General features: G+C 62.5%; 30 protein-coding genes. 21 read left to right on the plus strand and 9 right to left on the minus strand.

The features are described from left to right. The first annotated feature begins 179 nt into the window (after positions 1-179). Both ABIB90_RS27495 and ABIB90_RS27500 read left to right on the plus strand, forming a co-directional pair. A complete protein-coding gene (locus ABIB90_RS27495) occupies positions 180-344 on the plus strand; it encodes a hypothetical protein (protein ID WP_007591870.1) in 165 nt (54 codons plus the stop codon). A 35-nt stretch (positions 345-379) separates the two neighbouring features. Then, positions 380-742 carry a hypothetical protein gene (locus tag ABIB90_RS27500; RefSeq protein WP_354201691.1) on the plus strand — a complete coding sequence of 121 codons (363 nt, stop codon included), beginning with the start codon at positions 380-382 and terminating at the stop codon, positions 740-742. Positions 743-745: 3 nt separating this feature from the next. On the opposite strand, the gene ABIB90_RS27505 is transcribed toward ABIB90_RS27500, so the two are convergent. Both ABIB90_RS27505 and pdxR read right to left on the minus strand, forming a co-directional pair. After that, a complete protein-coding gene (locus tag ABIB90_RS27505) occupies positions 746-994 on the minus strand; it encodes a DUF6719 family protein (RefSeq protein WP_027517580.1) in 249 nt (82 codons plus the stop codon). Between the two features lie 67 nt (positions 995-1,061). Next, positions 1,062-2,534, minus strand: coding sequence for a MocR-like pyridoxine biosynthesis transcription factor PdxR (gene pdxR / locus ABIB90_RS27510; RefSeq protein ID WP_354163414.1), 1,473 nt, complete (start codon positions 2,532-2,534; stop codon positions 1,062-1,064). 74 nt (positions 2,535-2,608) lie between these two features. On the opposite strand from pdxR, the gene ABIB90_RS27515 reads away from it, so the two are divergent. The 7 genes from ABIB90_RS27515 to ABIB90_RS27545 all read left to right on the plus strand — a co-directional run bounded on the left by ABIB90_RS27515 (position 2,609) and on the right by ABIB90_RS27545 (position 9,136). Beyond that, complete coding sequence (locus ABIB90_RS27515; RefSeq protein ID WP_219684782.1) at positions 2,609-3,334, plus strand: pyridoxamine 5'-phosphate oxidase family protein; 726 nt, start codon at positions 2,609-2,611, stop codon at positions 3,332-3,334. 54 nt (positions 3,335-3,388) lie between these two features. Next, complete coding sequence (locus tag ABIB90_RS27520) at positions 3,389-4,666, plus strand: ArgE/DapE family deacylase (RefSeq protein WP_354163411.1); 1,278 nt, start codon at positions 3,389-3,391, stop codon at positions 4,664-4,666. 223 nt (positions 4,667-4,889) lie between these two features. After that, the gene (locus ABIB90_RS27525) at positions 4,890-5,699 is read left to right on the plus strand and encodes a hormone-sensitive lipase (RefSeq protein WP_354163409.1); all 810 of its coding nucleotides are present in this window, start codon (positions 4,890-4,892) and stop codon (positions 5,697-5,699) included. Between the two features lie 33 nt (positions 5,700-5,732). After that, positions 5,733-6,572, plus strand: coding sequence for a tryptophan 2,3-dioxygenase (gene kynA, locus ABIB90_RS27530; RefSeq protein ID WP_354163407.1), 840 nt, complete (start codon positions 5,733-5,735; stop codon positions 6,570-6,572). 8 nt (positions 6,573-6,580) lie between these two features. Beyond that, on the plus strand, positions 6,581-7,783 hold the full coding sequence (gene kynU, locus ABIB90_RS27535; RefSeq protein ID WP_354163405.1) for a kynureninase: 1,203 nt from the start codon (positions 6,581-6,583) through the stop codon (positions 7,781-7,783). 171 nt (positions 7,784-7,954) lie between these two features. After that, entirely contained in the window at positions 7,955-8,356 is a 402-nt protein-coding gene (locus ABIB90_RS27540) for a PaaI family thioesterase (RefSeq protein WP_211396139.1), read from the plus strand. Positions 8,357-8,506: 150 nt separating this feature from the next. After that, positions 8,507-9,136: a GNAT family N-acetyltransferase gene (locus ABIB90_RS27545; protein WP_354163402.1), complete on the plus strand. Its 630-nt coding sequence runs from the start codon at positions 8,507-8,509 to the stop codon at positions 9,134-9,136. Positions 9,137-9,216: 80 nt separating this feature from the next. Here ABIB90_RS27545 and ABIB90_RS27550 read toward each other — a convergent pair whose 3' ends face one another. From ABIB90_RS27550 to ABIB90_RS27575, 7 genes are all read right to left on the minus strand, one after another. After that, positions 9,217-9,522, minus strand: coding sequence for a hypothetical protein (locus tag ABIB90_RS27550; protein WP_007591844.1), 306 nt, complete (start codon positions 9,520-9,522; stop codon positions 9,217-9,219). 95 nt (positions 9,523-9,617) lie between these two features. After that, entirely contained in the window at positions 9,618-10,304 is a 687-nt protein-coding gene (locus ABIB90_RS27555; RefSeq protein ID WP_354163399.1) for a DUF2161 domain-containing phosphodiesterase, read from the minus strand. 184 nt (positions 10,305-10,488) lie between these two features. Continuing rightward, positions 10,489-10,743: a ParE family toxin-like protein gene (locus ABIB90_RS41650; RefSeq protein ID WP_007591841.1), complete on the minus strand. Its 255-nt coding sequence runs from the start codon at positions 10,741-10,743 to the stop codon at positions 10,489-10,491. Continuing rightward, positions 10,740-10,937, minus strand: coding sequence for a hypothetical protein (locus ABIB90_RS27560; protein ID WP_027517590.1), 198 nt, complete (start codon positions 10,935-10,937; stop codon positions 10,740-10,742). Before ABIB90_RS27560 ends, ABIB90_RS41650 begins: the two co-directional genes overlap by 4 nt. Before the next feature lie 53 nt (positions 10,938-10,990). Next, entirely contained in the window at positions 10,991-11,671 is a 681-nt protein-coding gene (locus ABIB90_RS27565; RefSeq protein WP_354163397.1) for an SDR family oxidoreductase, read from the minus strand. A gap of 40 nt (positions 11,672-11,711) precedes the next feature. Continuing rightward, a complete protein-coding gene (locus ABIB90_RS27570; protein ID WP_007591836.1) occupies positions 11,712-12,455 on the minus strand; it encodes a tyrosine-protein phosphatase in 744 nt (247 codons plus the stop codon). A 168-nt stretch (positions 12,456-12,623) separates the two neighbouring features. Further along, positions 12,624-12,827 carry a DUF2735 domain-containing protein gene (locus tag ABIB90_RS27575; RefSeq protein ID WP_007591835.1) on the minus strand — a complete coding sequence of 68 codons (204 nt, stop codon included), beginning with the start codon at positions 12,825-12,827 and terminating at the stop codon, positions 12,624-12,626. Positions 12,828-13,365: 538 nt separating this feature from the next. Here ABIB90_RS27575 and ABIB90_RS27580 point away from each other — a divergent pair. The 12 genes from ABIB90_RS27580 to ABIB90_RS27635 all read left to right on the plus strand — a co-directional run bounded on the left by ABIB90_RS27580 (position 13,366) and on the right by ABIB90_RS27635 (position 25,266). Further along, positions 13,366-14,400 (plus strand): glutamine synthetase beta-grasp domain-containing protein, encoded by a 1,035-nt coding sequence (locus ABIB90_RS27580; RefSeq protein WP_007591833.1) that lies wholly within the window; start codon positions 13,366-13,368, stop codon positions 14,398-14,400. 195 nt (positions 14,401-14,595) lie between these two features. Continuing rightward, on the plus strand, positions 14,596-15,297 hold the full coding sequence (locus ABIB90_RS27585) for a GrlR family regulatory protein (protein ID WP_354163391.1): 702 nt from the start codon (positions 14,596-14,598) through the stop codon (positions 15,295-15,297). A gap of 18 nt (positions 15,298-15,315) precedes the next feature. Beyond that, complete coding sequence (locus ABIB90_RS27590) at positions 15,316-15,999, plus strand: substrate-binding domain-containing protein (RefSeq protein ID WP_354163389.1); 684 nt, start codon at positions 15,316-15,318, stop codon at positions 15,997-15,999. A 32-nt stretch (positions 16,000-16,031) separates the two neighbouring features. After that, entirely contained in the window at positions 16,032-16,853 is an 822-nt protein-coding gene (locus tag ABIB90_RS27595; protein WP_354163387.1) for a tetratricopeptide repeat protein, read from the plus strand. 208 nt (positions 16,854-17,061) lie between these two features. Continuing rightward, positions 17,062-17,211: a hypothetical protein gene (locus ABIB90_RS27600; RefSeq protein ID WP_007591825.1), complete on the plus strand. Its 150-nt coding sequence runs from the start codon at positions 17,062-17,064 to the stop codon at positions 17,209-17,211. 277 nt (positions 17,212-17,488) lie between these two features. Beyond that, entirely contained in the window at positions 17,489-18,193 is a 705-nt protein-coding gene (locus ABIB90_RS27605; protein WP_354163385.1) for a GrlR family regulatory protein, read from the plus strand. A 168-nt stretch (positions 18,194-18,361) separates the two neighbouring features. Then, entirely contained in the window at positions 18,362-18,907 is a 546-nt protein-coding gene (locus tag ABIB90_RS27610) for a cupin domain-containing protein (protein WP_354163383.1), read from the plus strand. Positions 18,908-19,625: 718 nt separating this feature from the next. Beyond that, on the plus strand, positions 19,626-19,787 hold the full coding sequence (locus ABIB90_RS27615; RefSeq protein WP_354163379.1) for a hypothetical protein: 162 nt from the start codon (positions 19,626-19,628) through the stop codon (positions 19,785-19,787). A gap of 405 nt (positions 19,788-20,192) precedes the next feature. Further along, the gene (locus ABIB90_RS27620; RefSeq protein ID WP_354163377.1) at positions 20,193-21,185 is read left to right on the plus strand and encodes a formylglycine-generating enzyme family protein; all 993 of its coding nucleotides are present in this window, start codon (positions 20,193-20,195) and stop codon (positions 21,183-21,185) included. A 114-nt stretch (positions 21,186-21,299) separates the two neighbouring features. Next, positions 21,300-22,970 (plus strand): arylsulfatase, encoded by a 1,671-nt coding sequence (locus tag ABIB90_RS27625; protein WP_502917014.1) that lies wholly within the window; start codon positions 21,300-21,302, stop codon positions 22,968-22,970. Positions 22,971-23,230: 260 nt separating this feature from the next. Beyond that, positions 23,231-23,521: a hypothetical protein gene (locus ABIB90_RS27630; RefSeq protein WP_354163373.1), complete on the plus strand. Its 291-nt coding sequence runs from the start codon at positions 23,231-23,233 to the stop codon at positions 23,519-23,521. Positions 23,522-23,754: 233 nt separating this feature from the next. Next, entirely contained in the window at positions 23,755-25,266 is a 1,512-nt protein-coding gene (locus ABIB90_RS27635) for an arylsulfatase (RefSeq protein WP_007591814.1), read from the plus strand. Positions 25,267-26,003: the final 737 nt, after the last annotated feature.

The raw sequence follows: 26,003 nt of genomic DNA on the forward strand, positions 1-26,003 counted from the left end.
CCCATCTGAAAAGATTGAGATTTTCCGTCGAATATGTCGTCGCCCGAACCGGACGAAACAATTCTCACGGAGATGAAACCATTTTCCGGCTTTGGCGCATCACGCGCGAAACCGCCCATGGTTATCAACCTCACAACGACGACGGCGCACGCCGGCCACCGAATTCGGAAGAGAACTCCATGCGCACGCTCAGCCTCATCCTTGCTTTCGCCTTCGTGCTCGCCGGCTCCTCGTTCGCAGGCTCGCCGGACGGAAATGTCCCCGGTATCGGCACTTTCCAGTATAGCGGTTCGCCGATCATGACCCCGGCGCCCCAGCCGATCGTGGTTGCCGCGCGCTTCTGATCGCCAACAAGAAAAATCAGCCGATAAAGGCCATCATGCTTGCTCGTATCTGCGCCGCGGCGTTCATATCCCTTCTGACGATCAGTGCCGTTCAGGCGCGGGTGCGCTCTCCCTCCAGATTACCAGATCCCCGTACCGAGTTCGTGAGGCAATGCGCGCCGCGGATGCTCGGGCGGTGGGAGCATCCGGAAGAGGTTTGCGGCTGCCTGCACGATCATGCTGCCGCCGTCGTCGAGGATCGCGATCTCCGCGAGGCCCTGCTGCGCGGCATCAGCGAGACCGGGGTGCCGACGATCGAGACCGACTGGGTGCCGGCCGCAAAGCAGACCGAAATCGGCCCGACCTTCACCAAGATCGCCAAGCCGACCCTGCAATGCATGTTCGACCCGGCAAAGTAGCGCTCATCGCTTCGATTTCGGGCCAAACCGCGACACGCAGGTGCTGGTCCGTGCGACGCCCTTGTCGGTCATCTTGGCGCCGCGGACTTCCTTGACCTGTCCGGCGGGACAAGTTCCGTCGTCCACTTGCACGCGCTGGCCGAGCTTGAGATCGACGATGTCCTGCTCGCGTCCGACCGTGCCTGCGCGCGCCGTCGCGGCGAGTGCGATGAAGATCAGGAGCGAGAGGCAAGTCGCGCGGCGTAGCAGCATGGTGTGAGCTCCCGGCATCGATGCCGCAATGTAGGGAGCGGCAGCCGATTCTCATAGTGAACGTTCGTCATGCCCGCCGGGCCGGCTTGCGCCGCGCACGCAAGGCCGCTCGCGATTCCCGCGCGAGCCGCTCGGCGGATGCCACGAGATTCGGAATCGCGTGGCCGGAAAATCCCAGCACGAAACCGGGCAGTGGACGTGAGCGTGAATAAGTGTCGGCCAACAGCCAGCCTTCGGCGCCGGCGGCCTGCTTGGCGTCTGCCGCCACCAGCAGATCGACCGAGGGATCGAGCCGGGCGACAAGGTGCAGACCCTGCGATGGGACCGGCACCGACAGCACGCCGTCGGATGCGGCTTCGAGCGTCCCAGCCAGCGCGTCGCGCGCCTCGCGGTAAAGCTTGCGCACGCGCTTCAGGTTCGCTGCGAAGGCGCCGGAATTGAGCATGTCGGCCACCGCGCCCTCCATCAGCGTGCCGGGAAAGCGGTCGAGGGCGGCCCGCGCGGCGGTGACATCCGCGATCAAGCGCTCGGGCAGGGCGCAATAGCCAATGCGCAGACCTGGAAACAACGTCTTGGCGAACGTGCCCATGTAGATCAGACGCTGGAGGTGATCGATGCCGGCCAGCGACATCAGCGGAGCGCCGTCGTAGCGGAATTCGCTGTCGTAATCGTCTTCCAGCACGAAGGCGCCGGCTTGCCTGGCCCAGTCCAGCAGCTCGAGCCGCCGCGGCATCGACATCTGCACACCCAGCGGAAACTGGTGCGACGGCGTCACATAGGCTGCGCGCGCGGACGGCGCCGCTGCGCGGCCTCTGGCGACCCGCATGCCGTGCGCGTCGACGGGAACGGACACGGCGCGATAGCCGCAATGCGCGATGGTTTTGCGCGCAGCGGGGTAGCCTGGATCCTCGCACCAGACCTGGTCGTTGGGCTTCAGGATCGCGCTCAGCACGATGCGCAGCGCGTGCAGCGTGCCTGACGTCAGCATGATCTGATCGGGATCGCAGCGCAGGCCCCGCGCCGACAACAGATGATCGGCGATCGCCGCACGCAGCTCGCGGCTGCCACGGGGATCGCCATAGTGCAGATGCTCCGCGCCGAAGGCGCGCATGCGACGGCCGACAAAGGCGCGGAAACGCTGCACGGCGCGCGCGTCGATATGGGTGCAGCCGAGCGAAAACGCGCCTTGCCCCGGCGTTTCGACGCTGATCTTCGGCCGCTTCGGCTCGGCCGCGCGCGCGGGGATGCGCGCGGCGACGAAGGTGCCGGAGCCGACGGTTGCGTCGGCAAAACCGTCGGCGATCAGCCGCTCATAGGCGGTGACGACGGCATTGCGGCGAAAGCCGGTCTGTTTGGCCAGCGTGCGCGACGGCGGCAGCGGCTCGCCGGGTTTCACCAGACCGCCGACGATCATCTCGCACAGTGCCTGATACAGCCGGTGCGCCGACGAGGCGCCAGCCGTGATGTGCGGTCCCGCGAGGTCGAGCGGCAGCTCGGCCTTGGCCGGCGAGGGGACAGAATTGGTCGGAATTTTTCGCATGGAATTGGCACTATCGCAGACCAAATCCGCGGCTACAACTGCCCTGGAAGTGTTCCAATCCGACAGGAGCGGCCGTGAGCCAGACCGAGAACCAAAATTCCTATCCGACATCTGCGCGCAACCAGGTGAAGCGCCGTCACGATCGCGGCTTCTACGATTACGACACCGTTCATCGCATCCTGGATTCCTCGATGCTCTGCCACGTCTCCTACGCGATCGACGGCCAACCCTATTGCACGCCGACCTTTTTCTGGCGCGAAGGGACGAAGCTGTATTGGCACGGCTCGAGCGCCAGCCGCATGCTGCGCAACCAGACCCGGGGCGAGCGTGTGTGCCTGACGGTCGCCCATCTCGACAGCCTGGTGCTGGCGCGATGTGGGTTCAATCACTCGGCCGACTACCGCGCCGTGATGGCGTTCGGCACCGCCTATCTCGTCACCGATCCCGAGGAGAAGGAGCGCGCGGTGATCGCGATGGTCGACCGCTTCTTCCCCGATCGCACCGCGAGCCTGCGGGCGAGCAACACGCAGGAGATCAAGGCGACCTCATTCATCGCGATGGAGATCGAGGAAGCCTCTGCGAAAATCCGCGCCAAGGGTGTCGCCGACGACGAGGAGGACTATGAATTGCCGATCTATGCCGAGCGCATCCCGGTGCGCACGGTGATTGGCGCGCCAGAACCTTGCCCGCGGCTGCTCGACGGCGTGAGCAGGCCGGCGACGCTGAATGGCTATTCGGAGGGCCGGCTGCTCGAAGATGCATTGCGGGATGCCTATTTTGCAGAGTACCCGAACGGCTGAAATCGGTTAGCTTGCGCTCCATCGATGATCTCAACGCCCGATCGGAGTTGCCTGATGAATGCCGAAACGCAGCAGAGGATTCTTGATGCCGTCGATGCCGGCTTCGAAGCCCAGCTCGCGACCACACGCGATTTCGTCGCGATCCCCTCGACGCGCGGTGCGGAGGGGCCATGCCAGGACATGATCGGCGACCTCCTGCGCGCGCGCGGCTACGAGGTCGACGACTGGCACATCAATGTCGACGACCTCAAGGATCTGCGCGGCTTCGGGCCCATCGAGCATGATTTTTCGAAGGCGCGCACTGTGGTCGGCACGTACCGGCCCAAAACCGAGGCGGGCAAATCGCTGATCCTCCAGGGCCACTGCGACGTCGTGCCGGCCGGGCCGCTGGAACTGTGGGACACCCCGCCGTTCTCGCCCGTCATCAAGGACGGCAAGATGTTCGGTCGCGGTGCCTGCGACATGAAGTCGGGCACCATCGCAGCGCTCTCCGCGCTCGATGCGATCAAGGCCGCGGGCCTCAGGCCTACGGCGCGGATTCACTTCCAGTCCGTGATCGAGGAGGAGAGCACCGGCGTCGGCGCGCTCTCGACGCTTCAACGCGGTTATCGTGCGGATGCTTGCTTCATTCCTGAGCCGACCGGTGGCAAGATGGTGCGCTCGCAGGTGGGCGTGATCTGGTTCCGCCTGCGCGTGAAGGGCCATCCGACCCATGTCGCCTTCGCCGGCTCCGGCGCGAACGCAATCATGGCGGCCTATCATTTGATCCAGGCGCTGCAAAAACTCGAGATCGAGTGGAACGAGCGTGCGAAAGCCGATCGTCACTTCAAGACGCTGAACCATCCCATCAATTTCAACCCCGGCATCATCAAGGGCGGCGACTGGGCGTCGAGCGTGCCGGCCTGGTGCGACGTCGATTGCCGGATTGCCGTGTTGCCGGGCTGGTCGATCGCCGATCACCAGAAGGAGATCATGGCCTGCGTTGCTGCTGCCGCGCGCAACCATCGCTTCCTCGCCAACAATCCGCCGGAGGTCGAATGGTCGGGCTTTTTGTCGGAAGGCTATGAGCTGACCGAGGCCGCCGCGCCTGAGGCGGCGTTCGGCAAGGCCTTCAGCACCGTTTATGGCGGCCAGATCGAAGACCTCGTCTTCACCGCGCTCACCGACACCCGCTTCTACGGCCTCAATCACGGTATCCCGAGCCTGTGTTTCGGCGCGAGTGGCGGCGAGATGCACGGCTTCAATGAATTTGTCGATCTGGACTCGCTGAAGAAGACGACCAAGGCGATGGCGCTGTTCATCGCGGACTGGTGTGGGGTGGAGAAGGGGTAGGGGCCTTCCGCCGTCATTGCGAGGAGCCCTTGCGACGAAGCAATCCAGACTGCCACCGCGGAGGCAGACTGGATTTGCTTCGCTGCGCTCGCAATGACGGGGGCTGCCCAATCCACCGGCGTTCCAAAATCCTTTAAGCTTAAACTAAAGACTAGGATGCCGCCCGCGCCGGTGGCAGACTGGCGCCAGGTCCACAAGGCCTTGAGTCCGTCGAGGAAGCACGATGCGCGATTGGGATGACGCTTACGCCAATTCGGCCCATATCCCGGGCTCGGACAAGATACCGGCGCTGTGGGCGGAGCGGGCGGCGGCTTATCGCGCCGGGCTGAAGGAGTTTCGCGCCGACATCGCCTATGGCTCCCGCGCGCGCCAGCGCCTCGACCTCGTCTTGCCCGACGGCGACAGCAAGGGCCTCGTCGTGTTCGTCCACGGCGGCTACTGGATGCGCTTCGACAAATCGACATGGACTGATCTCGCCGAAGGCGCGCGCCATCATGGCTGGGCGGTGGCAATGCCAAGCTACACGCTGACGCCGGCCGCGCGCATCTCCGACATTACGGCGGAAATCACCGCAGCGATCGCCAAGGCGGCCGCGCTGGTCGCGGGGCCGATCCGGCTCGCCGGCCATTCCGCGGGCGGTCATCTCGTCACGCGCATGCTGTGCGATGATAGCCGGCTCGATCCCGCCGTCTTGAACCGCATCGCTGGGACGCTGTCCATCAGCGGCCTGCATGATCTGCGTCCGCTGCTCAAGACCAGGATGAACGACACCCTGCGCATGACGATGGAGGAGGCGACGCTGGAAAGCGCCGCGCTGCATCTACCGCGCGGGCCTTCGCCCGTGACCGCCTGGGTCGGCGGCAACGAGCGGCCCGAATTCATCCGCCAGTCCGATCTGATGGCCAATGTCTGGACTGGATTCGACGTGCCGACGCGTCTTGTCGTCGATCCCGGGCTGAACCATTTCACCGTGATCGACGCTCTCAAGGATCCGTCGTCGCCAATCACCGCGCGCCTGATCGGCCTCGACTGACGAGGCCTCAAAGATCGATCGAAAGGGCCTGCCATGACGTCCAGCCAATACGATCCCGCAAGCGAAGGCGCCGAGACCGATTTCGCACGGCGCATGTCCTATGGCAGCTATCTGGCGCTGGACGCGATCCTCGGCGCGCAGCATCCGCTGTCGGAAGCGCATGACGAGATGCTGTTCATTATCCAGCATCAGACGACGGAGCTGTGGATGCGGCTCGCCATCCACGAGCTCAGCGCCGCACGCCGTTCGATCGCGAAGGATGAAGTGCAGCCTGCGATGAAGATGCTGGCACGGATGTCGCGCATCTTCGAGCAGCTCAACGGCGCATGGGACGTGCTGCGCACCATGACGCCCAGCGAGTATACGCGCTTCCGCTCGCAGCTTGGCCAGTCCTCGGGCTTCCAGTCGCGGCAATACCGGCTGATCGAATTCCTGCTCGGCAACCGCAACCACGCCATGCTCAAGCCGCACGCGCACGATCTGGAAACCACGCAGCTGCTCGAAGCCGAGCTCGCGACGCCAAGCCTCTATGACGAGGTGCTGCGGCTCGCCGACCGCAACGGGCTCAAGATGCCTGCGGCCGTGCTGGCGCGCGACGTTCGTGAGACTCATAGCTTCAATGAAGGTGTGCTGCAGGCCTGGCGTATCGTCTACGAAGCGCCGGAAACGCACTGGATGCTCTACGAACTTGCCGAGAAACTGGTCGATTTCGAAGATTATTTCCGGCGTTGGCGCTTCAACCATGTGACGACGGTCGAGCGCGTCATCGGCTTCAAGCGCGGCACCGGCGGCACCGGCGGCGTCAGCTACCTCAAGCGCATGCTGGAGGTCGAGCTGTTTCCCGAGCTTTGGCGCGTGCGCACGATCCTGTAGAGATTTTCATGACCAAGCTTCGCGTCTACGACGATACCAAAGCGCTGTTCCATATGCCCGACGGTGTGATCTATCTCGACGGGAATTCGCTCGGCGCGCTGCCGCTTGGCGTTGCCGAGCGCGTCAGCCGCGTCATCACCGCCGAGTGGGGCGACGAGTTGATCCGCGCCTGGAATAGGGCGGGCTGGTACGCCCAGCCGCGTCATGTCGGCGATCGCATCGCGCGACTGATCGGTGCGGAAGCCGGCTCTGTCATGGTCGGAGATACGCTGTCGCTCAAGGTCTATCAGGCGCTCGCCGCCGCGCTCGACATGAACGCATCGCGCAAAATCGTTCTGTCGGACACCGGCAACTTTCCGACCGACCTCTACATGGCTGAAGGCCTGATCGCGACGCTTGGACGTGGCCATCAATTGCGCCTGGTGGCGCCGGAGGAGATCGAGTCTTCGTTGTCGGAGGAGATCGCGGTGCTCTACATCACCGAGGTCGATTACCGCACCGGACGACGCCACGATATGGCGAAGCTGACTGCGAGAGCGCATGCGCTCGGCATCGTCACGGTGTGGGACCTCGCGCATTCGGCCGGGGCGCTGCCGGTTGACCTTGCAGGCACCGGCGCTGATTTCGCCGCCGGATGCACCTACAAATACATCAACGCCGGCCCCGGCGCGCCGGCCTTCCTCTACGTCGCGCCGCGCCACGCCGACAGCGTGCGCGCCGCTTTGTCGGGGTGGATGGGACACGCAAAGCCGTTCGCGTTCGAGCTTGCCTATGCGGCCGCCGGCGGTGTCGAGCGCATGCGCGTCGGAACACCGCCGGTGCTGGCAATGGCGGCGCTGGAGGCCTCGCTCGACATTTGGGACCGCGTCGATATCGCGGAGGTCCGGGCGCGTTCGTTGGCGCTCGGCGATCTCCTGATTGCAGAGGTCGAGCGCCGCTGTCCGTCCTTGAAGCTTGTTACGCCGCGCACCCATGAGCGCCGCGGCTCTCAGGTCTCCTTCGCTTTCGACGGCGGCTACGCCGCGATGCAGGCCCTCATCGCCAGTGGCGTCATCGGCGATTTCCGCGCGCCTGACATCATGAGGTTTGGCATCACACCGCTCTATATCGGCGAGAGCGAGATCCTGCGGGCAGCCGAGTTCATCGAGGAGGTGATCGCGGGCGAGATTTGGCGGCGGCCGGAGTATCAGGTGGTGAATGCGGTGACGTGAGATACGACGGCTGTCTCCCGTCATTGCGAGCGCAGCGAAGCAATCCAGAAATGTATCAGCGGAAAGATTCTCGAATTGCTTCGCTGCGCTCGCACTGACGACCTCGGACGTCATTGCTTTGTCGCGCAGAGCAATTCACCCTGTGAGCAGAATGATTTGGGAGGAGATCCGATGACGCCGCTCGAAAAACTTAAAGCGATGAAGATGCCGTTTGCCGAACTCAAGGGCGTCGAGTTCGTCGAGGCCGGGAAAGATCGCGTGGTGGCGCGGATGACGGTCAGGCCCGATCTCTGCACGCTTCATCACACCATTCACGGCGGCGCGGTGATGGCGCTGGCCGATTCCGTCGGCGCGGCGGCCACCGTGATCAATCTGCCGGAGGACGCAAAGGGCACGACCACGCTCGAGAGCAAGACCAACTTTATCGGCGGGGCCAAGGAGGGAACCACGGTGATCGCGACCGCCACCCCAATCCACAGAGGCCGGCGCACCCAGGTTTGGACCACCCGGCTGGAGACCGAGGACGGCAAGCTGGTCGCGGTGGTGACGCAGACCCAACTGGTCCTCGTATGAATACGGGGGCTTGATTTTATTAACGAATTAGTCGCCTCCAATGCCCGAAACTTGGGCAGGTTCCCGTCTTGAAAAGTTTGTTGCGATGCACAATATTGGAGGCCTAGGGATTCGAACGCCTCCTCGAGGGACACCAAGAGGAGTTTTGACTTGTCACTCGCAGCAGATTTTGGACTTGAAGTAGCCAGCCGCCCGAAGTCCGTTCAGGGCTACGTGCGCACCTTGAGCCAGCAGGAAGAATTGCCGCTTTTGCGCGATCATCTGCTGAGGCTCGATGCCGAAAGCCGGCACGATCGCTTCAACGGTTTTCTCGACGACAGTTTTATCGAGCGTTACGCAGCCCGCTGTGCCGAGGACGGCACCGTGATCGTCGCCTATATCGTGGATGGCGTGGTCCGCGGGGCGGCCGAGCTGCATCCGCCCGAGGGCGATTCGTTGCCCGAGGTCGCCTTCAGCGTCGAAGCCTCGGCGCGGCGCCAGAACGTCGGCACTGTGCTGTTCAGCCGCCTGATCGCGGAAGCGCGCTGGAAAGGCTATAAGCGCCTGCGCATTACCACCGGCGCCGAGAATCACGCGATGCGCGCGCTCGCCAGGAAGTTTGGGGCGCATCTGCAATTCCGTCACGGCGAATCGACCGGTACGATCGATCTCGCCAAGGCGCCTGAGGACGAGCTCGCTGATCTTGCGGCCTCGCCATTCACAGCCGGCCGCGCTCTGATCAGCTTCAACTCGACCTGCTGGAAGATCATTTCCAGCATCTACGGTAATCGCGCCGCCTGACCTGAAAAAGCCGACTGGAATCAAAAAAGCGGACCGGCAAAACCGGTCCGCTTTTGTATTGGAAACAGGGAACTAAGCGTTCAGGTGCCGGTGCGCTTGTCGTTGCCGAAGCGGCGCACGACACGGCGTTCGACCACCACCGAGCGCTGCGCACCCTGTTCACCGGCGATCACGCGGGTCGAGGTGATGCGGCTGTTGGTGCGAACCTGTTTCTTGACCTCGGCCTGGACGACATCGAGCGGCATACCCATCAGGGCTGCGGCGATCTCGGCCTGCTGCTCCTGATCATCGGTGATGCCGACGGCAGCGAAGATCGCCTCGTCCAGGGTCGGCGGATCGTGGCGCACGCGCCGCGTGCCATATTTGGTATTCCAGTCTGCGTTCATAACGGCCTCGTTTCGATGCCGGGATACCTAGTGCCGTCTATGTTGCATTGCAATATGAAATCGGTGTGGCATCTCAGCTATGCACCGGTTGGGTGTCAGGGTGGTGACGCGACACCGGCAACATCCGCAACCCGCTGCTGTGGCCAGCGCTTCAGCGCCGCGCGGCCCGCTTCCGTCAGCCCGTAGATTCCCCGCTCGGTGCGTTCGAACCAGCCATACACATTGTTAAGCATGATCTTGCCGGCATCGGGACAGCGTTGGCGCAATTCGCTCACCTTCCGCGGGCCTGCTCCAAGCTCCGAGGCGCAGGCCAACGCCTGCTGCCGATAGGCCGTCATGATCGGCGCGCGCGTGCTGCCGCCCAGCACCGGATCGCCTTGGCGGCGCTGATGCTCTGCGACCAAGCGGGAACGGACCTTCGGCTCGCGGCGTGGCGCTGCCGTCGGCGGTTTCACCAGCACCTCGACCTGGCCCCTGTCGGTCACCCCGAGCATGCCGAAGCCGAGGCGGCGACAGAGATTGCGGTAGCGTGCGTCGGTCTCGCGTCCCTTGCCGCGCACTGACATCTTTGCGGCAATCCAGACCTCGTCGCCGGCCGGTGCACGATCAACGGCCTGAAGGATCAGCTCGAGATTGAAGGTCAGCTTGAGCTCGCCAATCACCACCACCGGCGGATCGCCGGCGCTAAGGCCCACGAGATCGCAGCCACCGATCTCGCCCTTGACCGTGAAGCCGAGCTCTTCGAGGAAGCGTTTGACAGGCAGATAGAGCGTGGTTTCCAAAGGAAGCTTCCGAGTGTCACGTCCGATCGGAGAATCAGTCTCGGTCAGTTTAGCCCGGAACGGACTTAGGGCTCTGAGCCATTTGATCGGGAACAGACGACCTGGGCGGGGGCATCGCGCTCGCCGGCAAGCAGAGCATCCGTTTCAAAGGCAATCTACGGCTTTTGGTGCCGGATTGACGCCTTTAGCCTATGAGACGGTCGTAGTCTGCGTGCGAGCCGATCCAGAACCAAACGCAGGCGCCGTCAGATTCGATAGCCAGGGCGCGGTAGCGTAGGCCGACTCTGGCGGACCAAAATCGACCGACCCGTTTGAACTGAAGCGAAGGATGAGTGGGGTCGTTCTTCAGCAGCTTGAAATTGGCATCGGCGAGCCGCCGAACATTGACGGGCAAGGCCTCATAAGCCTTCCAGAATCTCGTGGAAGCGGTGTGCTTCACAAGTCGCGCGTTTGGGCGGCGCGATAATCGCTCAGCGCTTCCTCGGCAAATTGATCGAGCTTACCCGCCTTGATGTCCTGCTCCAGGACATGATCGAAGCGTTCTGCATCGAACTGCTCGAACCAGGCGCGAAACCGCACCAATTCGTCAGGCGTAAGCCGTTCGATCGCTCGTTCGATATCTTCAGTTGTCATTGTTCAAATATAGCAGCCCGATGGGCCCGGGAAAAGATGCGTGGCCACCAACGCTACACCCGCCCGCCGACCGGGATCAGCGCGCCGGTGACGCCGCTCGCGGCATCGCTGGCGAGGAACAGAATGACTTCGGCGAGCTCTTGCGGGGTCACCCATTTGGCGAAGTCGGCCTTCGGCATGTCGGCGCGGTTGGCCTTGGTGTCGATGATCGAGGGCAGCACTGCGTTCACGGTCACCTTGCCTTTCCACTCGCTCGCCAACGCCTCGGTGAGGCGATGGACGCCGGCTTTCGATGCCGCATAGGGGCCCATGCCGGAGCCAGCCTGAAGCGCGCCCATGGCGCCGATATTGACGATGCGGCCGGCCTTGGACGCGGCCAGATGCGGCAGTGCCGCGTGCGAGGCGTTGAGCGCCGTCAGCAGGTTGAGCGCATGCATGCGCTGCCATGTCTTGATTCCGCCGTCGCCGACGGTCTCGAAGGCGAATCCGCCGGCAATGTTGATCAGCGCATCGAGCCGGCCGAATTGCTTCGCTGCCGCCTCGACCGCCGTCTTCGCCTGCGCCACGTCGGAGAGGTCGACGCCGCCGATCTCGATGCGCTCGGGCATTGCGGGGATCTGCGATGGCGCGTGGTCGATGCCCGCCACGCGCGCGCCGCGTGCCAGCGCGGTCTCGGCGACGACTTTTCCAAGTGCGCCGAGTGCTCCGGTCACGATCAGAACCTTGCCTTGCATCATCGTTCTCCCGGCGCGGCCGCTCAAGATTTACGGCCGCTTACGATTGCAGATAGCGCGCCTTCAGCGCGGTCCGCTCCGCTGTGCCGAGCTTGAGACCGTCGCGCAAGTAGGTTTCGAGATCGCCATACTCGCTACCGACGGCCTCGAAAGCAGCGGCAAGATAAGAGGCCTCGACGGTGCCGATCGCGTCGAGAACGTCGGCAGGAAGATCGGAGACGTTTGACGCGTCGCGCTTGTAGTGCAGGTTGGTCAACAGGTAGTCCTCGGCAATGACGTGGTCGGCTACGCCGAGCGCATGAAGGATCAGCGCGCTGGCAAAGCCGGTGCGATCCTTGCCGGCGGTGCAGTGAATGACGAGCGGCGCGTGGTCCTCCAGGAGATGCCCGAACATGTTGCGGAAACTGGCCGTGTTGTGGCGGACATAGTTGCGATAGGATTCGCGCATGAGTTCGAGCGCGACCGGCGCGGTCAGCCTGCCCCTGGCGAGCTCGGCGCGCAGCGCAGCCACGACCGTCGGCTCGATCGGCAACGAATGCACGGCGATCTCGTCGACCACGCAGACACCCGCCGCGCGCTCCTCGACGCCGCGAAAATCGAAGGCGCTGCGCACGCCGAGCGCGCGGACGATCTCGACATCGGCGGCAGTGAGCTGGCCGAGATGGTTGGAGCGGAAGATGTGCCGCCAGCGCGTGGTACGGCCATCTGCGGTCGGATAGCCGCCGAGGTCGCGAAAATTACTGGCGCCCTGCAGGGCGAGATGGCGGGCAGGGGAGTCTTTCATGGAGGTGTCTTGTCAGGCATCTGAAACGGTCGGTGACGGCTGTGGGACCATATGATCCTGTAATCAAGTCCGGAATCAAAAAGGGCCGAAACTTCGTTGTTTCGACCCTTTTTCAATCTGACGCCGGACGCTTGAGAGAGCGCGGCGGTACTGAACCGAACGCAGGCATCAGCGATCCCATTTCGGCTTGGCTTCATCGACTGCTTCCTGATGGTACCAGCTGCCGCTGCAAATCGTCTCGTTCACGGGGAGCGAGGCGTGGTTGGCGGGAAGGCGGGTCTCACCGTTGCGGCGCCCCCCGAGAGCCGAGCGGCCCCCGACAGGGAATTGGTAGATCTGTGCAGATCCGTGACTCAGTCCATTGTTCATCATTGCGGTATCTCCCGAGATCGCAGCGCTGGGCCTCCATGGTGCGCCCGACTCGTTGGCTTGTGGTTACTGGAATCCCCATATCGGCCGTGCATTCCGAAATGCAAAGTGCTGAAAAGGAAATCAGCCTTGGCCTATTTTGTAGGCAGACTGCATTCTGCTTCCTCTAAGGCAGCGGTCGGGTGGCTAACGCGTGGGCCGTTGCGAAGGTTGCGGGCGGCGGGCGCAGACTTGGCGAATATTGCCGGACGTTGATGCGCGTTTAGTCGGCAACCTCAGGCCCGGGCCTGCCTGCTCCAGAATCGGGCGTTTTCCGCGGGGTTTTTGCGGTGCAGCTTCACGCAAAGGTGCGCCGCTATGACGCACGGCGCGGCCGACGATCCGCCGGGAGGGAGAGGAGGCCGGCCGCAGTGGAAAACCTCCCGCGCTGCGGCCTTTTGGCACGTTAAATGCTTAGAAAGGGTCGGCCGATGTTGGCCGGGTAAACAATCGTGCGGGGGCCTGCGGCCCCCACCTTTCGCATCATCTACAGAGAGGCTCAATGACCAAGTATAAGCTCGAGTACATCTGGCTCGACGGATATACGCCGACTCCGAACTTGCGCGGCAAAACTCAGATCAAGGAATTCGCGTCGTTCCCGACGCTCGAGCAGCTTCCGCTCTGGGGCTTCGATGGCTCCTCCACCCAGCAGGCTGAAGGCCACAGCTCCGATTGCGTGCTGAAGCCGGTCGCGGTGTTCCCGGATGGCGCCCGCACCAACGGCGTGCTCGTGATGTGCGAAGTCATGATGCCCGACGGCAAGACCCCGCATTCGACCAACAAGCGCGCCACCATCCTCGACGATTCCGGTGCCTGGTTCGGCTTCGAGCAGGAATACTTCTTCTACAAGGACGGCCGTCCGCTCGGCTTCCCGGCCTCGGGCTATCCGGCCCCGCAGGGTCCGTACTACACCGGCGTCGGCTTCTCGAACGTCGGCGACGTCGCCCGCAAGATCGTCGAAGAGCATCTCGACCTCTGCCTGGCAGCCGGCATCAACCATGAAGGCATCAACGCGGAAGTCGCGAAGGGCCAGTGGGAATTCCAGATCTTCGGCAAAGGCTCCAAGAAGGCCGCTGACGAAATGTGGATGGCCCGCTACCTGATGCTGCGCCTGACCGAGAAGTACGGCATCGACATCGAGTTCCACTGCAAGCCGCTGGGCGACACCGACTGGAACGGCTCCGGCATGCACGCCAACTTCTCCACCGAGTACATGCGTACGGTCGGCGGCAAGGAGTACTTCGAGGCACTGATGGCCGCCTTCGACAAGAACCTGATGGACCACATCGCCGTCTACGGCCCGGACAACGACAAGCGTCTGACCGGCAAGCACGAGACCGCGCCCTGGAACAAGTTCAGCTACGGCATTGCCGATCGCGGTGCTTCGATCCGCGTGCCGCACTCCTTCGTCAACAACGGTTACAAGGGCTATCTGGAAGACCGTCGTCCGAATTCGCAGGGCGACCCATACCAGATCGCTTCGCAGATCCTGAAGACGATCGCCTCCGTGCCGGCCGACAAGAAGGCCGCCGCCTAAGATCCTCCCGGCCCGGGCTGGGGGGCTGGCCCGGGTTGGACTTCGATCCGCCGAAGCCGAAAGGCTTCGGCGGATTTTTCATTCTGATGACAGCCGTTTGCGGAGCCGCCTCGGACCTCATGGCGCGAAACTTGTCCATCGCCGCCGAAAGCGGGATAGAGTGCGTCTGGATGCGCGCAGGGCCGGGGACGGCTGGTGTTTGAAGGCTTCTACAAGGTGAGATTTCAGCTCGGCGACGCCGTCGGCCGGAGCGTGATGCATGCCGGCAACGGCAAGATGCTCGGCGGCAATTCGGCCTTCGCCCATATCGGCACCTACGCCAAGACCGAAGCCGGCGTCGACATCGTGATCAACACCGTCCGTCACAACCCCGATCCGAACTATCGCGCCATGGCCGGCACTGACGATGCGACCCTGCTTGCCAAGGGCTGGGCCGACGGCGATCTCTATCGCTGCAAGGGCGAGCTCAAGGAGCTGCCCGGCGTACCCTTTCAGTCGTTGATGACACCCATCACCGAAGACGAGATGCCGATCGCCGGCGGCGTCGGCGAGGCCGGCATCGCCGACGGTCTCTACTCGGTGCATCTGCGTATGCTCGATGGCGTCGACGGCGGTCTCACCGGCGTGATGCTGCTCAACAAGGGCCGCATCCTCGGCGGCGATGCATCGTTCTATTATCTCGGCAGCTACACCGCCGCCAACGGGCGCTGGAAGGGCCAGATCCTCAACCAGGAGCACACGCCGGCCAAGGACGATCCGATCTTCGGCGGCCACGAGGTCGGCATCGGCTTCTCCGGCACTTATGGTGCCGAGGAGGCGGTGCTGGAGGCAACGGCGCTTGCCGGCAAGCGCAGCCTGCGCCTGACCGCCGCGCTCAAGCTGATGCACCGCGCCTGATCGCCACGGGAATCGCTGATGGAAAAAATTCGCATGCTTTCGACGCTCGGCCTGATGGGCGCGATGCGCAGCCTGTCCTCCGCCTACGAGACCGCGACCGGCGTCCACATCGATGCCGATTTCGCGCCGACTCTGGCGCTGCTCAAACGACTGCGCGACGGCGAGGGCGCCGATCTCGTGATCCTCACCCGCGAGGGGCTCGACGAGATGGTCGGCGAGGGCCGCGTCGTCTCAGGGACCGCGGCCGACCTCGCGCGTTCCTTCGTCGGCATCGCGGTGCGGGCAGGGCAAGCACATCCCGACATCGCCACGGAAACCGCACTGCGCAAGGCGCTGCTCGCGGGACGGTCCGTGGCCTATTCGCGGCTGGGTGCGAGCGGGGTCTATTTCGCCCGGTTGATCGCGCAGATGGGCATCGCGCCAGAGATCAACGCCAAGGCCATCATCGTCGAGCAGGGCTTTACCGCGGAGCGGCTCGTGAGCGGCGAGGCTGACCTTGCCGTGCAGCAGATCAGCGAGCTGAAGCAGGTCGAGGGCATCGAGGTGGTCGGCCCGATTCCGCACGATCTGCAAACGCCGGCCGTGTTCTCCGCTGGCCGGATGACAAACGCCGAGCACGCCGACGCCGCGGATCGGCTGCTGCGCTATCTGGCATCGCCCGAGGTCGTCCCCGTGCTGCGCCGATCGGGACTCGAGCCTTGAATTTGCCGGGACGACGACGCAACCTGGCGTCCATGCGGACTTTCCTCGTTGCCATCCTTCTCACGCTTGCGGCGCCGTTATCTGCGCATGCGCAATCGGCCGATCTCGTCCTGTGCGACCGCGTCGCCGCCGATCCCAGTGATCCCGACAAGCCAGCCGATATGAGGGGCGTGACGGAGATTGCGGCCTCCGACGTTGCGACCGCCCTCAAGTTTTGCAAGCAGGCCGCGCCGTCGTCGCGGCGCGCGATGTTCGCGCTCGGCCGCGCTTATGCGGCCAACCGGCAACCGGCGGAAGCGATGGCTGCCTGGCGCAAGGCCGCCGACAAGGGATCGAGTGCGGCGATGGTCGAGCTCGGTGTGGCCTACGGCACCGGCTCCGGCGTCGCCAGGGATGAAGCGCAGGCGCGCAAATTGTTCGAGAAGGCGGCGCAGGCCGGCAATCCCCGCGGCATCAGCAATCTCGCCGCGCTCGGCGGCACCGGCGGTGCCACGCCGGCCGATCCCGCACAGGCGCGCGCATTGCTCGGCAAGGCGGCCGAGACCAACGCGGAGGCGCAGTACCAGCTCGGCATGATGCTCTCCGAAGGCACGGGCGGGGCGAAGGACGACGCCGCGGCGCGCGCGCTGTTCGAGAAGGCTGCCGCGCAAAACCATCCCGGCGCGCTGGAGCGGATGGGGGCCTTCGCACAGGAAGGCCGCGGCGGGCCAAAGGACAAGGACGCCGCGAAATCCTATTACGAGCGCGCCGCAGCGCTCGGCGACGCGGATGCCAAGCAGGCGCTGGAGCGGTTGCGCTGTCCCTATGCGATCAAGGACAAGCAGGGCAAGCTCGTCACCACGCTGTGCTTCTAAAAGCGCGGTGAACGCGCTTTAGAGTTATTTGCGAGCATGATCTTTCCGGAAAACCGCTGCGCACCTTTCCGGATCATGTTTCGTCCGCCGCCGATGGCCGTGACTGCTCCATGCTCACTTTGTCGCGTGCTTGTGTCGACGGGTTCGAATGCGTCAGGAACCAGCCTGGACACGGTCCGTTGAATCCTCGACAGCAGGAGGCGCAACCATGATCCGCAAGCTCGCATCGGGCGAATATCGGCTCTATTCGCGCAAGGTGAATCCCAAGACCGGCAAGCGCCGCAACCTCGGCACGTTCAGGAGCCGCGCGGCGGCCGAGAAGCATGAGCGCGAGGTGCAGTATTTCAAGCGACACTAGCGCCTGAGAAGCCGTTCGCGACCGGCCAAACAAAAAAGGCGAAAAACAACCCCATGCACAGTAGCCAAGTGGTTGAAATCACAGGCCTGCAAATGGTGTGATCGCCATCTGCGGAAACGCCGAAATCGATTGCGCCGTCGGGCAAAACAGGCGCATGATGGCATCATGGCAGGTGTGGCTCCGCGAATGGCCCTGCGCGAAAAAGCCCGATGGCCTTGGTGCGACGGCGGTGCTAGGTAGCGCGTGCTTTCCTTCTGATATTTCCGGGTCAATTGCGTTGCTGGACGGGCTCTACAAGGTTGAATACGGCGTCAACGATGCCTTCGGCCGCAGCATCATGTGCATGCATGACGGCAAGCTGCTGGGCGGCAATTCGGCCTTCGCGCATCTCGGAAGCTATGTCGAGCGCGACGGCGAGATCATCGCCGAAGTCATCACCGAACGGCATAACGACGATCCCAACTACAAGCCGCTGATGGGGGCTGACGTCGCCGCGATCGGCGCGCGCGGCCGGCTCGTTGGCAACCAGATCCGTCTCGCGGGCAGCGCGGACACGATGCCGGGCGCCGGTTTCTGGGCCAATCTCACGCGGCTCGATGACGAGGGATTGCCGCCGCAGGGGACGATCGGTCCGGGCGGTGTCGTGAACGGGCTCTATGCGATCCATCTGCGCGCGCTCGACGGCGTCGACGCCGGGCTCTCCGGCGTCATGCTGCTGATCGACGGCCGCATCCTGGGCGGCGATGCGTTCTTCTACTATCTCGGCGCCTATTCCTCGGCTGACGGTCGCTGGAAGGGCGAGATGCTCAACCAGGAGCACACGCCGGCGAAAGGCGAGAACCCCGTGTTCGGCGGCTACGAGGTCGGGATCGGCTTCTCCGGGACCTGCACTGCCGATAGCGGCGAGCTCGAAGGCATCGCACTTGCCGGCAAGCGCAGCCTGCGGCTGGCGGCATCGCTCAAACTGATGCGAAGGGCGTAGGGCGGTTACTTAGAGATCTGGGATGTCTGCTTGAGAGAGTAGCGCAGGCCTGAAGTGCGACTCCCTGCGAAGTCGGCAAGTGGACCCGAAGCGGACATCCGGCCTCGAAAAAGACACCGGTTGTGATGGTAAGGTGCCTCTCCTCAAAATCATGGAAACGAGGTCGAGATGACCGACACCTCTCCTGCGAATGCTCCGTCTGCTTCCTCGATCCCCGCCGACGATCCTGGTCGCGTCCTGACGGTAGCCGATCCCGACGGCGCCGGAGTGCCGCATATCTCGGTGGCGGGCGGCACTTACACGATCCTGGTGTCGGGCGCGCAGACCGCGGGACGCTATTGCCTGGTCGATATGCTGGTGCCCGCCGGCGGTGGCCCCCCGCCGCATCGCCACGACTTCGAGGAAATGTTCTCGCTGCTCGAAGGCGAACTCGAGTTCACTTTTCGCGGTAAGTCGCACACCGTACGCGCGGGATCGACCGTCAACGTTCCGGCGAACGCCCCACACGCGTTTAAGAACCTGTCCGGCAAGACGGCTCGCATGCTCTGCATGTGTACGCCGGCAGGACAGGATGAATTCTTTCTGGCGGTCGGTTTCCCCGTCGAAGGCCGCACATCGCCGCCGCCGAAGCCGACCCCGGAAGAGATGGCCGAGAAGGGAAAACTGATCGCGGCCCTGCTGCCGAAATATCGCACCGAGATCGTCAAGATGTGAGGCACATCCGCCTGACTGACAGCCAAGAATGGAGGCGGCCGCCGCAGAGTCGAGGCGGCCGTTCCTTTTCGCCGGTGATCGCTTGTGGCCCATCGCGATGGCTGGCACACGGCGGCGACATGTGCGGAGCGAAAGGTAGAGCGGAAGTCGTCCCACTCGGCGGCCGACCGCCGCCTTTGACCCGAAGAAGAACGACGTTCGGAATCCTATTGGTTGAAAATGTGCTATCATGCCTCTTGGGATAGCGTTTGCTGTCCCGGAAATCTAGGAGGACATGGCAGTGAAAGTCTCGGCACTTTTGTCCATGGGTATCGTTGTCGCGATCTTGTCGGTGGCGCCGGCGAATGCCCGCGATACTCAAAAGATCCAGAAACCACAGACAGCGCCGGTATGGAATCCAGGTGAGCCTTGGCCTCCCAAGTGGGCCACTTTCGAAGCTTGCCAGGCAGCCGGAAAGAAGTGGGCTTGGGATCTAAATGCCACTTCTCAATGGTGCAGCGCTCAATCGTACGACAGAGTGAGCGGCACCGTTCGCTGATGGCGAAGTTGGCGCGACAGAACAAGTTGAGGCCGCTCCAACGGGCGGCCTCTTTCATGTCAGCGCTAAGCCTGCGATGTCGCCTGTTGGCCCTTGGCTAATTCACTAGAGCGAGCTGATCATGTCCGCTCCCAAACGGCGAGGAGGGGCAACGATGCCTTCGGCCGCAGCATCATGTGCATGCATGACGGCAAGCTGCTGGGCGGCAATTCGGCCTTCGCGCATCTCGGAAGCTATGTCGAGCGCGACGGCGAGATCATCGCCGAAGTCATCACCGAACGCCACCGGCACCGCCGACAGCGGCGCGAAACAAAGGCCACCGCGAACACCAGAACAGGATAATGCGTCAGGTTTTCCATGGCACCGTCCACTCGACCAGAACGCCAAATCCCGGATAACCCTTCTGCGACACAAATCACATAACGCTTGTTGCTCACCCCGTCACCAATTCGCAGACGGCAACTGAGTCAATGCTGCTGACGCGGTTGGCCCGAAGGCGAAGCTGGCGGTAGCGTTGAGGCCAGACCGGACGTGGCGGAGACGCGACCAATTCGACTCGCATGACGCGAGTCGGACATCCTTTGATCTAGATCAATCCTGAGGTGTGTCGTTTAGTTTTGCGTACGTCTCAGCCTCGGTCAAAGGACCCAGTACCGGAAAATGCATATCAAGCGAAACAGCGTCGCAAATAAACAGAGTCACAAGTGAATCCACGCAAGCCGCTGATGCATGGGCCAGGAGATCGTGATGCACCTGGCTGAGACGAAATCGTCGTCGGGCGGACAATCGTTCGAGCATCCAGCAGGTGGGGGGATGCTGTATGTGCCGGGCGGCACGTTTCGCATGGGGTCGGATCGGCACTATCCGGAGGAAGCTCCGGTTCACCGCGTCAGTGTCGATGCGTTCTGGATGGATTGCCATCCCGTCACGAACCGGCAGTTCAAGGCGTTCGCCAAGGCTACCGGCCACGTCACCGTTGCCGAGATCACGCCCGATCCAAAGGACTATCCCGGGATGCTCCCGCACATGGTCTATGCGGGCTCGCTGGTGTTCTCGCCGCCCAACCATCCGGTCAGCCTGCGGGACTTCAGCCAGTGGTGGACGTTCGCCAAAAGCGCGGACTGGCGGCATCCCTACGGACCGGGGAGCAAAATCCAGGGGCTCGACGATCATCCCGTTGTGCATGTGGCCTTCAGCGATGCGCTCGCCTACGCAAGATGGGCCGGCAAGGATTTGCCGACCGAGGCGGAATGGGAATTTGCGGCGCGCGGCGGACTGGACGGCGCCGAGTTCGCGTGGGGAGATGAATTTACGCCCGACGGCCGTCATATGGCCAACACCTGGCAGGGCGAATTTCCGCGCCAAAACACCAGGGACGACGGATTCGACCGGACATCGCCGGTCACGGCATTCCCGCCGAACGGGTACGGGCTGCACGATCTGATCGGCAATGTCTGGGAGTGGACGTCGGACTGGTACTCGCCTCGGCATGGAGCCGACGCTGCAAAAGCCTGCTGCATTCCCGAGAACCCGCGCGGCGGCCACGAGGCCGATAGCTGCGACCCGAGAACGACCAACGTCAAGATTCCACGCAAGGTCATCAAAGGCGGCTCGCATTTGTGCGCGCCGAATTATTGCCGACGCTACCGGCCGGCTGCGCGGCATGCGGAGCCGATCGACACTTCCACAAGTCATCTTGGATTTCGGTGCATCAGGCGAGGAACCTCTGACGCATCTTAATGGGAGAGCGATGCCATGTTGAATTGCGTATTTGATGACAAGCTTTTGGTCGCAACGCCACGCAAGAAGCAAAGCTGGCTCAAGCGGTCCAGCGCAGCGCTGCTCGGTGCGACGATGATGATACCGTCGTCGGGATTGGTCAGCACGCCGGTGGCTGCACAGCCGGCGCAAAAGCCCAATATCCTCTTCATCATGGGCGACGATATCGGCATCATGCAGCCCAGCATCTACCATCGCGGTTTGATGGTCGGAGAGACACCGAACATCGACCGCATCGGAAACGAGGGCGCGCTCTTCATGACCTATTATGCGGAGCAGAGCTGCACCGCCGGCCGCAACGCGTTTTTCACCGGCATGCACCCGCTGCGCACCGGCATGATTCCTCCGCAATTGCCCGGCAGCCCGTCGTGGCTGCGGCCCGGTACGCCCGCCGTTGCCAAGTTCTTGCTCGACCTCGGTTACAACACTGGCGAGTTCGGCAAGAATCATCTTGGTGACAATCCCGAGGCGCTACCAACCGCCCATGGTTTCCAGGAGTTCTGGGGGTACCTGTATCACCTCGACGCGATGCAGGGGGTGAGTTTCCCGGACATCAACAAGAGCCCGACCGTGCAAGGCATTGCGCCGCCGTGCAAGGCAACCCCGGTCCCGGGCCTTACCGAGGTCCCCGGCGCCGTGGATCCTCGAACAACGACGTGCCTGACGCCGCCGCGGCCGGTGCTTGCGTGCAAGTCGTCGGACGGCTCACAGGCAAACCAGACCTGCAAGGACGAAGGTCCCTTGACGCTCGACCGTTCACGAAGCGTGGACGAAGAAATCTCAGCCAAGGTCATCGACTATCTTGATCGCAACGATCCCAAGAAGACCAACAAGCCGTTCTTCGTCTGGTACAACCCGGCGCGCATGCACATCACGACCGTGCTGCCGCCGAAATACGAGGCGATGATTGGCGAGCCGGGTGGCAAGGACTGGGGCCTCAACGAGGCCGGCATGAAGCAGATGGACGACAATATCGGCTATGTCCTCAAGAAACTCGAAGACATGGGCCAGCTTGACAATACCATCATCGTCTTCACGACAGACAACGGCGCCGAGAACATCACTTTTCCTGACGGCGGCACCACCCTTTTCAAGGGCGGCAAGCTGACCACCTGGGAAGGCGGCATGCGTGCCCCGATGGTCGTTCGCTGGCCGGGCCACATCAAGCCGGGCACGGTCAAGAGCGAGATGATGTCGGCACTCGACTGGCTGCCGACGTTGGTCGACATCGCCGGCGGGCCGAAGGGCGACGCTTTGAAGAAGCAGATCGAGGCTGGAAGCTACCCCGGCATCGTCAAGACAACGCTCGACGGCGTCGATCAGCGCGCCTATCTCGAAGGCACGGATAAATCCGCGCGCGAGGTCTTCTTCTACTACACCGGCGCGCAGCCATCGGCGGTACGCTACAAGAACTGGAAGATGTACTACACGATGGTGCCGGACACCGGGACCGGCGGGTTGTTCGGAGCGCAGAGCTTCCATTGGACGCAGGTCGCCAACATCAAGCGTGACCCATTCGAGCAGACGGTCGGCTCCGATGCCAAATCGTTGCTGGGCTATGCCGGTTCGATCGGCTCGCCGAGCACCGCCTACCTGTATGACTGGAATATCCTGCCCCTCGGCCAACTTCTCTGGGAAAAGGAGCTATTCTCTTACAAGGACTTCCCTCCGATGCAGGCGCCGGAAACTTACAACCTCGATGGTATCCTTGCTGAAATGAAGAAGTCCGGCCATCAGAGCGAGTGAACGAGGCGGGATAGTATGCCTTGATGATGTCTAAGCGGGCGGTCTTGAAAAAAGCCGCCCGTTGCAAGCACAATTGTGTCAGCGTCGGGTGCCGTCCCTTCAACTCCGATGATCCCCAAGGCTGCTGACGCCCCAAGGCTGCTACTCCAATTTTGCTGCCCCAAGACTATCGGACGATCCAATCCGTCAACGCGACGCTGACAAGCCGATGATGCACTTGCTCTGCCGCGTTCGAGAGAACTGCAATAAGGATTGCCGTCATGTACAGACCGCTTGGGTCAATACTGCTGGCTACCGCAGCTCTAGTTTTCAGCCCGTTGGTGCAGGCGCAACAGGCAACAGCACCGCGGGTTGCAGCCGAAACGCCGCGGTCGATGCTGGCAGCGCAGATTCGCTTGCAAGGTTTCACCTGTGACAAACCGCTCGGTGCCTCAAGGGATGCAAAACGCTCGCGTCCGGATCGGGCCGTCTGGATCCTGAAGTGCAGCAACGCAACATATCGGGTCACCCGCTCTCCCGACATGGCGGCGAAGGTCGAACCGCTGCTGTAAGCGACGCACTTCATCTGCCCCTGGTGGCCATGCGAGATAAGCAATCGATGTCAGCTTCTGGGCTCCTGGCCGAAGGCCGGTTGAACATGTGTCATATCGGCTGTCAGAGGCAAGCCGGACGCCGATCCAGGTTGGCGTCTTACCGCCGCAATGCGGACATTGGCGCGGATTTCGGATAGCTTCGAGGTTAGGCTTTCTCTAGAATGGTTACGCAGCATCTTCCGGAGTTTCGCATGCAAAACTCGGTCAAGCACTTCGCCTCGGCGGTGGTGCTGCTTGCGTTGATGGGTTCGGCGACAGCCTTTGCGCAGCAAAACAATAAGCCCAACATTGTTTTCATTCTCGCCGATAATGTCGGTTACGGCGACCTTGGGTGCTATGGCGGCGGCGAGTTGCGTGGGGCATCGACGCCGCATCTCGATGCAATGGCTCGAGACGGATTGCGCCTCACACAGTTCCTGGTGGAACCGGCGTGTACCCCCTCCCGTGCAGCGCTGATGACTGGGCAATATTCGATCCGAAACGGTCTGTCGCTGATCGCTATTGAGGGTAGTCCCTATACGCTTCCCGCTAATGCCTTCACCATGGGCGAGATGTTCAAGAGCGTTGGTTATGCGACTGCGATCTTCGGGAAATGGCACCTTGGAAGTGCGCCTCAAAGTCTGCCGACCGCGCACGGCTTTGATGAGTTCTACGGTATCCCGCCGGACATTAGCTGGGATGCAGCAACATACCCGGCTACAATCGCGCTCACGCACTCAATCAATGAGCCGTACGAGACACTGCTGAAGACTGGGCCGCAGATCGTTGAGGCGAAGGCCGGAGGCCCGCTACAGGCGGTCAAGCCATTTACCGAGGACGTCCGCGCCAACATCGACGATGAGTTCGTGGACAGATCAATCGATTTTATGAGGCGCCAGAGAGCATCGGGACAGCCCTTTTTTCTCTATCTTCCTTTTTCAATGGGGCACTTTCCAAACTTGCCTTCTCAACAGTTCAAAGGAAAATCACGGATCGGCAACTACGGCGACAAGTTGATGGAGGGAGACTATCACGTCGGACAAATCCTAGATACGCTGAAGCAACTCGGCATTGACGACAACACAATCGTTGTCTTTGCCTCGGACAATGGCCCCCAGGGCCAGACCGCGCGAGAACACGGCAACCAGGGAACGCCTGATATGGGTAATTCAGGTCCGTTTCGCGGAGAGTTAGGCGAAGTCACTGAAGGAGCAATACGGACGGCGGGGATCATCCGGTGGCCCGGCAAAGTCAAGGCAAACACAACCACATACGCCATGTTCTCGATCATGGATTTCCTGCCGACCTTTGCCCACATCGTCGGTGCCAAGATGCCAACAGACCGCCAGATCGACGGGATCAATCAAGCCGATCTCCTGTTGGGCAACACGGCGACAGCGCCTCGCGAAAGCCTCTTGAGCTTTATCGGTGGAGATCTCGTCGCCGCGCGCTGGAAACAGTGGCGTATCTACTTCACGGACGTCCATCCGACCGGCATCGGACCACAGCGGCAGCCCGGCATGTTCTCCGCGAGTGCGCCGATGGCCGGCTACCCGAAGATTTACAACATTGAAATGGATCCGCACGAGGACCTCATCGTCGCGGCAATGTTTGGCTGGGTATCGGGTCCTGCGCTCAAAACTGTCGAAGAGTATTTAGCGACCCTCAAGAAACATCCAAATCCACCACCGCCGAACATCACGCAATTTCGTAGCGGCGGTTAAACTGGCTCGGCGGTTTGTCCGCTTCTGACCGTTGCGGACATTCTTGAGCAATATTGGGTGCCGCCAACATAACGCCGTGGGGCTTTTCTGCCGCCCTGATCCGATGTCGCTGTAGGGGAGTCGGTTCGCCACAGGAGACCGAAATGAAACGATCAATCGCGCTGTCGGCATTGCTAATAATTGGGTTCGCTGGAAGCCCTGGAAGGGCGAGTGACGTAGTCTGTTGCCAATACGCTGGCTATCCGGTTGCTTGCATCGCACGGCCCGGATTCGGGGGCGCCCCAATTCACGACACTCGCCGAATTCCACCCGCAATTGATGATCGCCCAAGCGGCCTTGTAAGGCAGGACTTGTTCGATCGAAATAACCCAAACAACCTACGATCGGATTGGCCCAGTCCACCTGCTCAACCGGGCGCGCTCTGAAAGTAGCACTGAGCTGATCATGGCCTGCGAGCAGTAGGATCAGACCCCGGTGTGGAGTGCTTCGGACTTTAGCGATTCAACGCTGCATCCGCTCGTGGCCCATTGCTTCAGTTTGCGCGGCGCAGCAGACGTCAGGAGGCGGAATTAGACCGGAAGTCATTGCCCGAGGAGTAAATCTCGCAATTGATCCATAACGCAGTGGTTACGCCATTCGCCCGTAAGCGCGATTTTCTCCGCACGTGACACCCGCGTTTTTGACGGATGGCCTTCGTATCGAGGGCGGCATCTGACCCGTTCAGGCAGCGGCGGTTT

This window comes from Bradyrhizobium sp. JR4.1 (assembly GCF_040548605.1).
Classification (GTDB): Bacteria; Pseudomonadota; Alphaproteobacteria; order Rhizobiales; family Xanthobacteraceae; genus Bradyrhizobium; species Bradyrhizobium canariense.

What these genes read in the sequence shown, in the direction of transcription:
- ABIB90_RS27500 (WP_354201691.1), top strand. Translation starts at nt 380, where the DNA reads ATGCTTGCTCGTATCTGCGCCGCGGCGTTCATATCCCTTCTGACGATC.
- ABIB90_RS27505 (WP_027517580.1), bottom strand. Translation starts at nt 994, where the DNA reads ATGCTGCTACGCCGCGCGACTTGCCTCTCGCTCCTGATCTTCATCGCA.
- kynA (WP_354163407.1), top strand. Translation starts at nt 5,733, where the DNA reads ATGACGTCCAGCCAATACGATCCCGCAAGCGAAGGCGCCGAGACCGAT.
- ABIB90_RS27595 (WP_354163387.1), top strand. Translation starts at nt 16,032, where the DNA reads ATGCGGACTTTCCTCGTTGCCATCCTTCTCACGCTTGCGGCGCCGTTA.
- ABIB90_RS27520 (WP_354163411.1), top strand. Translation starts at nt 3,389, where the DNA reads ATGAATGCCGAAACGCAGCAGAGGATTCTTGATGCCGTCGATGCCGGC.
- ABIB90_RS27625 (WP_502917014.1), top strand. Translation starts at nt 21,300, where the DNA reads ATGATGATACCGTCGTCGGGATTGGTCAGCACGCCGGTGGCTGCACAG.
- ABIB90_RS27495 (WP_007591870.1), top strand. Translation starts at nt 180, where the DNA reads ATGCGCACGCTCAGCCTCATCCTTGCTTTCGCCTTCGTGCTCGCCGGC.
- ABIB90_RS27565 (WP_354163397.1), bottom strand. Translation starts at nt 11,671, where the DNA reads ATGCAAGGCAAGGTTCTGATCGTGACCGGAGCACTCGGCGCACTTGGA.
- ABIB90_RS27580 (WP_007591833.1), top strand. Translation starts at nt 13,366, where the DNA reads ATGACCAAGTATAAGCTCGAGTACATCTGGCTCGACGGATATACGCCG.
- ABIB90_RS27575 (WP_007591835.1), bottom strand. Translation starts at nt 12,827, where the DNA reads ATGATGAACAATGGACTGAGTCACGGATCTGCACAGATCTACCAATTC.
- ABIB90_RS27620 (WP_354163377.1), top strand. Translation starts at nt 20,193, where the DNA reads ATGCACCTGGCTGAGACGAAATCGTCGTCGGGCGGACAATCGTTCGAG.
- ABIB90_RS27540 (WP_211396139.1), top strand. Translation starts at nt 7,955, where the DNA reads ATGACGCCGCTCGAAAAACTTAAAGCGATGAAGATGCCGTTTGCCGAA.
- ABIB90_RS27590 (WP_354163389.1), top strand. Translation starts at nt 15,316, where the DNA reads ATGGAAAAAATTCGCATGCTTTCGACGCTCGGCCTGATGGGCGCGATG.
- ABIB90_RS27630 (WP_354163373.1), top strand. Translation starts at nt 23,231, where the DNA reads ATGTACAGACCGCTTGGGTCAATACTGCTGGCTACCGCAGCTCTAGTT.
- ABIB90_RS27550 (WP_007591844.1), bottom strand. Translation starts at nt 9,522, where the DNA reads ATGAACGCAGACTGGAATACCAAATATGGCACGCGGCGCGTGCGCCAC.
- ABIB90_RS27615 (WP_354163379.1), top strand. Translation starts at nt 19,626, where the DNA reads ATGCATGACGGCAAGCTGCTGGGCGGCAATTCGGCCTTCGCGCATCTC.
- ABIB90_RS27610 (WP_354163383.1), top strand. Translation starts at nt 18,362, where the DNA reads ATGACCGACACCTCTCCTGCGAATGCTCCGTCTGCTTCCTCGATCCCC.
- kynU (WP_354163405.1), top strand. Translation starts at nt 6,581, where the DNA reads ATGACCAAGCTTCGCGTCTACGACGATACCAAAGCGCTGTTCCATATG.
- ABIB90_RS27635 (WP_007591814.1), top strand. Translation starts at nt 23,755, where the DNA reads ATGCAAAACTCGGTCAAGCACTTCGCCTCGGCGGTGGTGCTGCTTGCG.
- ABIB90_RS27560 (WP_027517590.1), bottom strand. Translation starts at nt 10,937, where the DNA reads ATGACAACTGAAGATATCGAACGAGCGATCGAACGGCTTACGCCTGAC.
- ABIB90_RS27570 (WP_007591836.1), bottom strand. Translation starts at nt 12,455, where the DNA reads ATGAAAGACTCCCCTGCCCGCCATCTCGCCCTGCAGGGCGCCAGTAAT.
- pdxR (WP_354163414.1), bottom strand. Translation starts at nt 2,534, where the DNA reads ATGCGAAAAATTCCGACCAATTCTGTCCCCTCGCCGGCCAAGGCCGAG.
- ABIB90_RS27525 (WP_354163409.1), top strand. Translation starts at nt 4,890, where the DNA reads ATGCGCGATTGGGATGACGCTTACGCCAATTCGGCCCATATCCCGGGC.
- ABIB90_RS27600 (WP_007591825.1), top strand. Translation starts at nt 17,062, where the DNA reads ATGATCCGCAAGCTCGCATCGGGCGAATATCGGCTCTATTCGCGCAAG.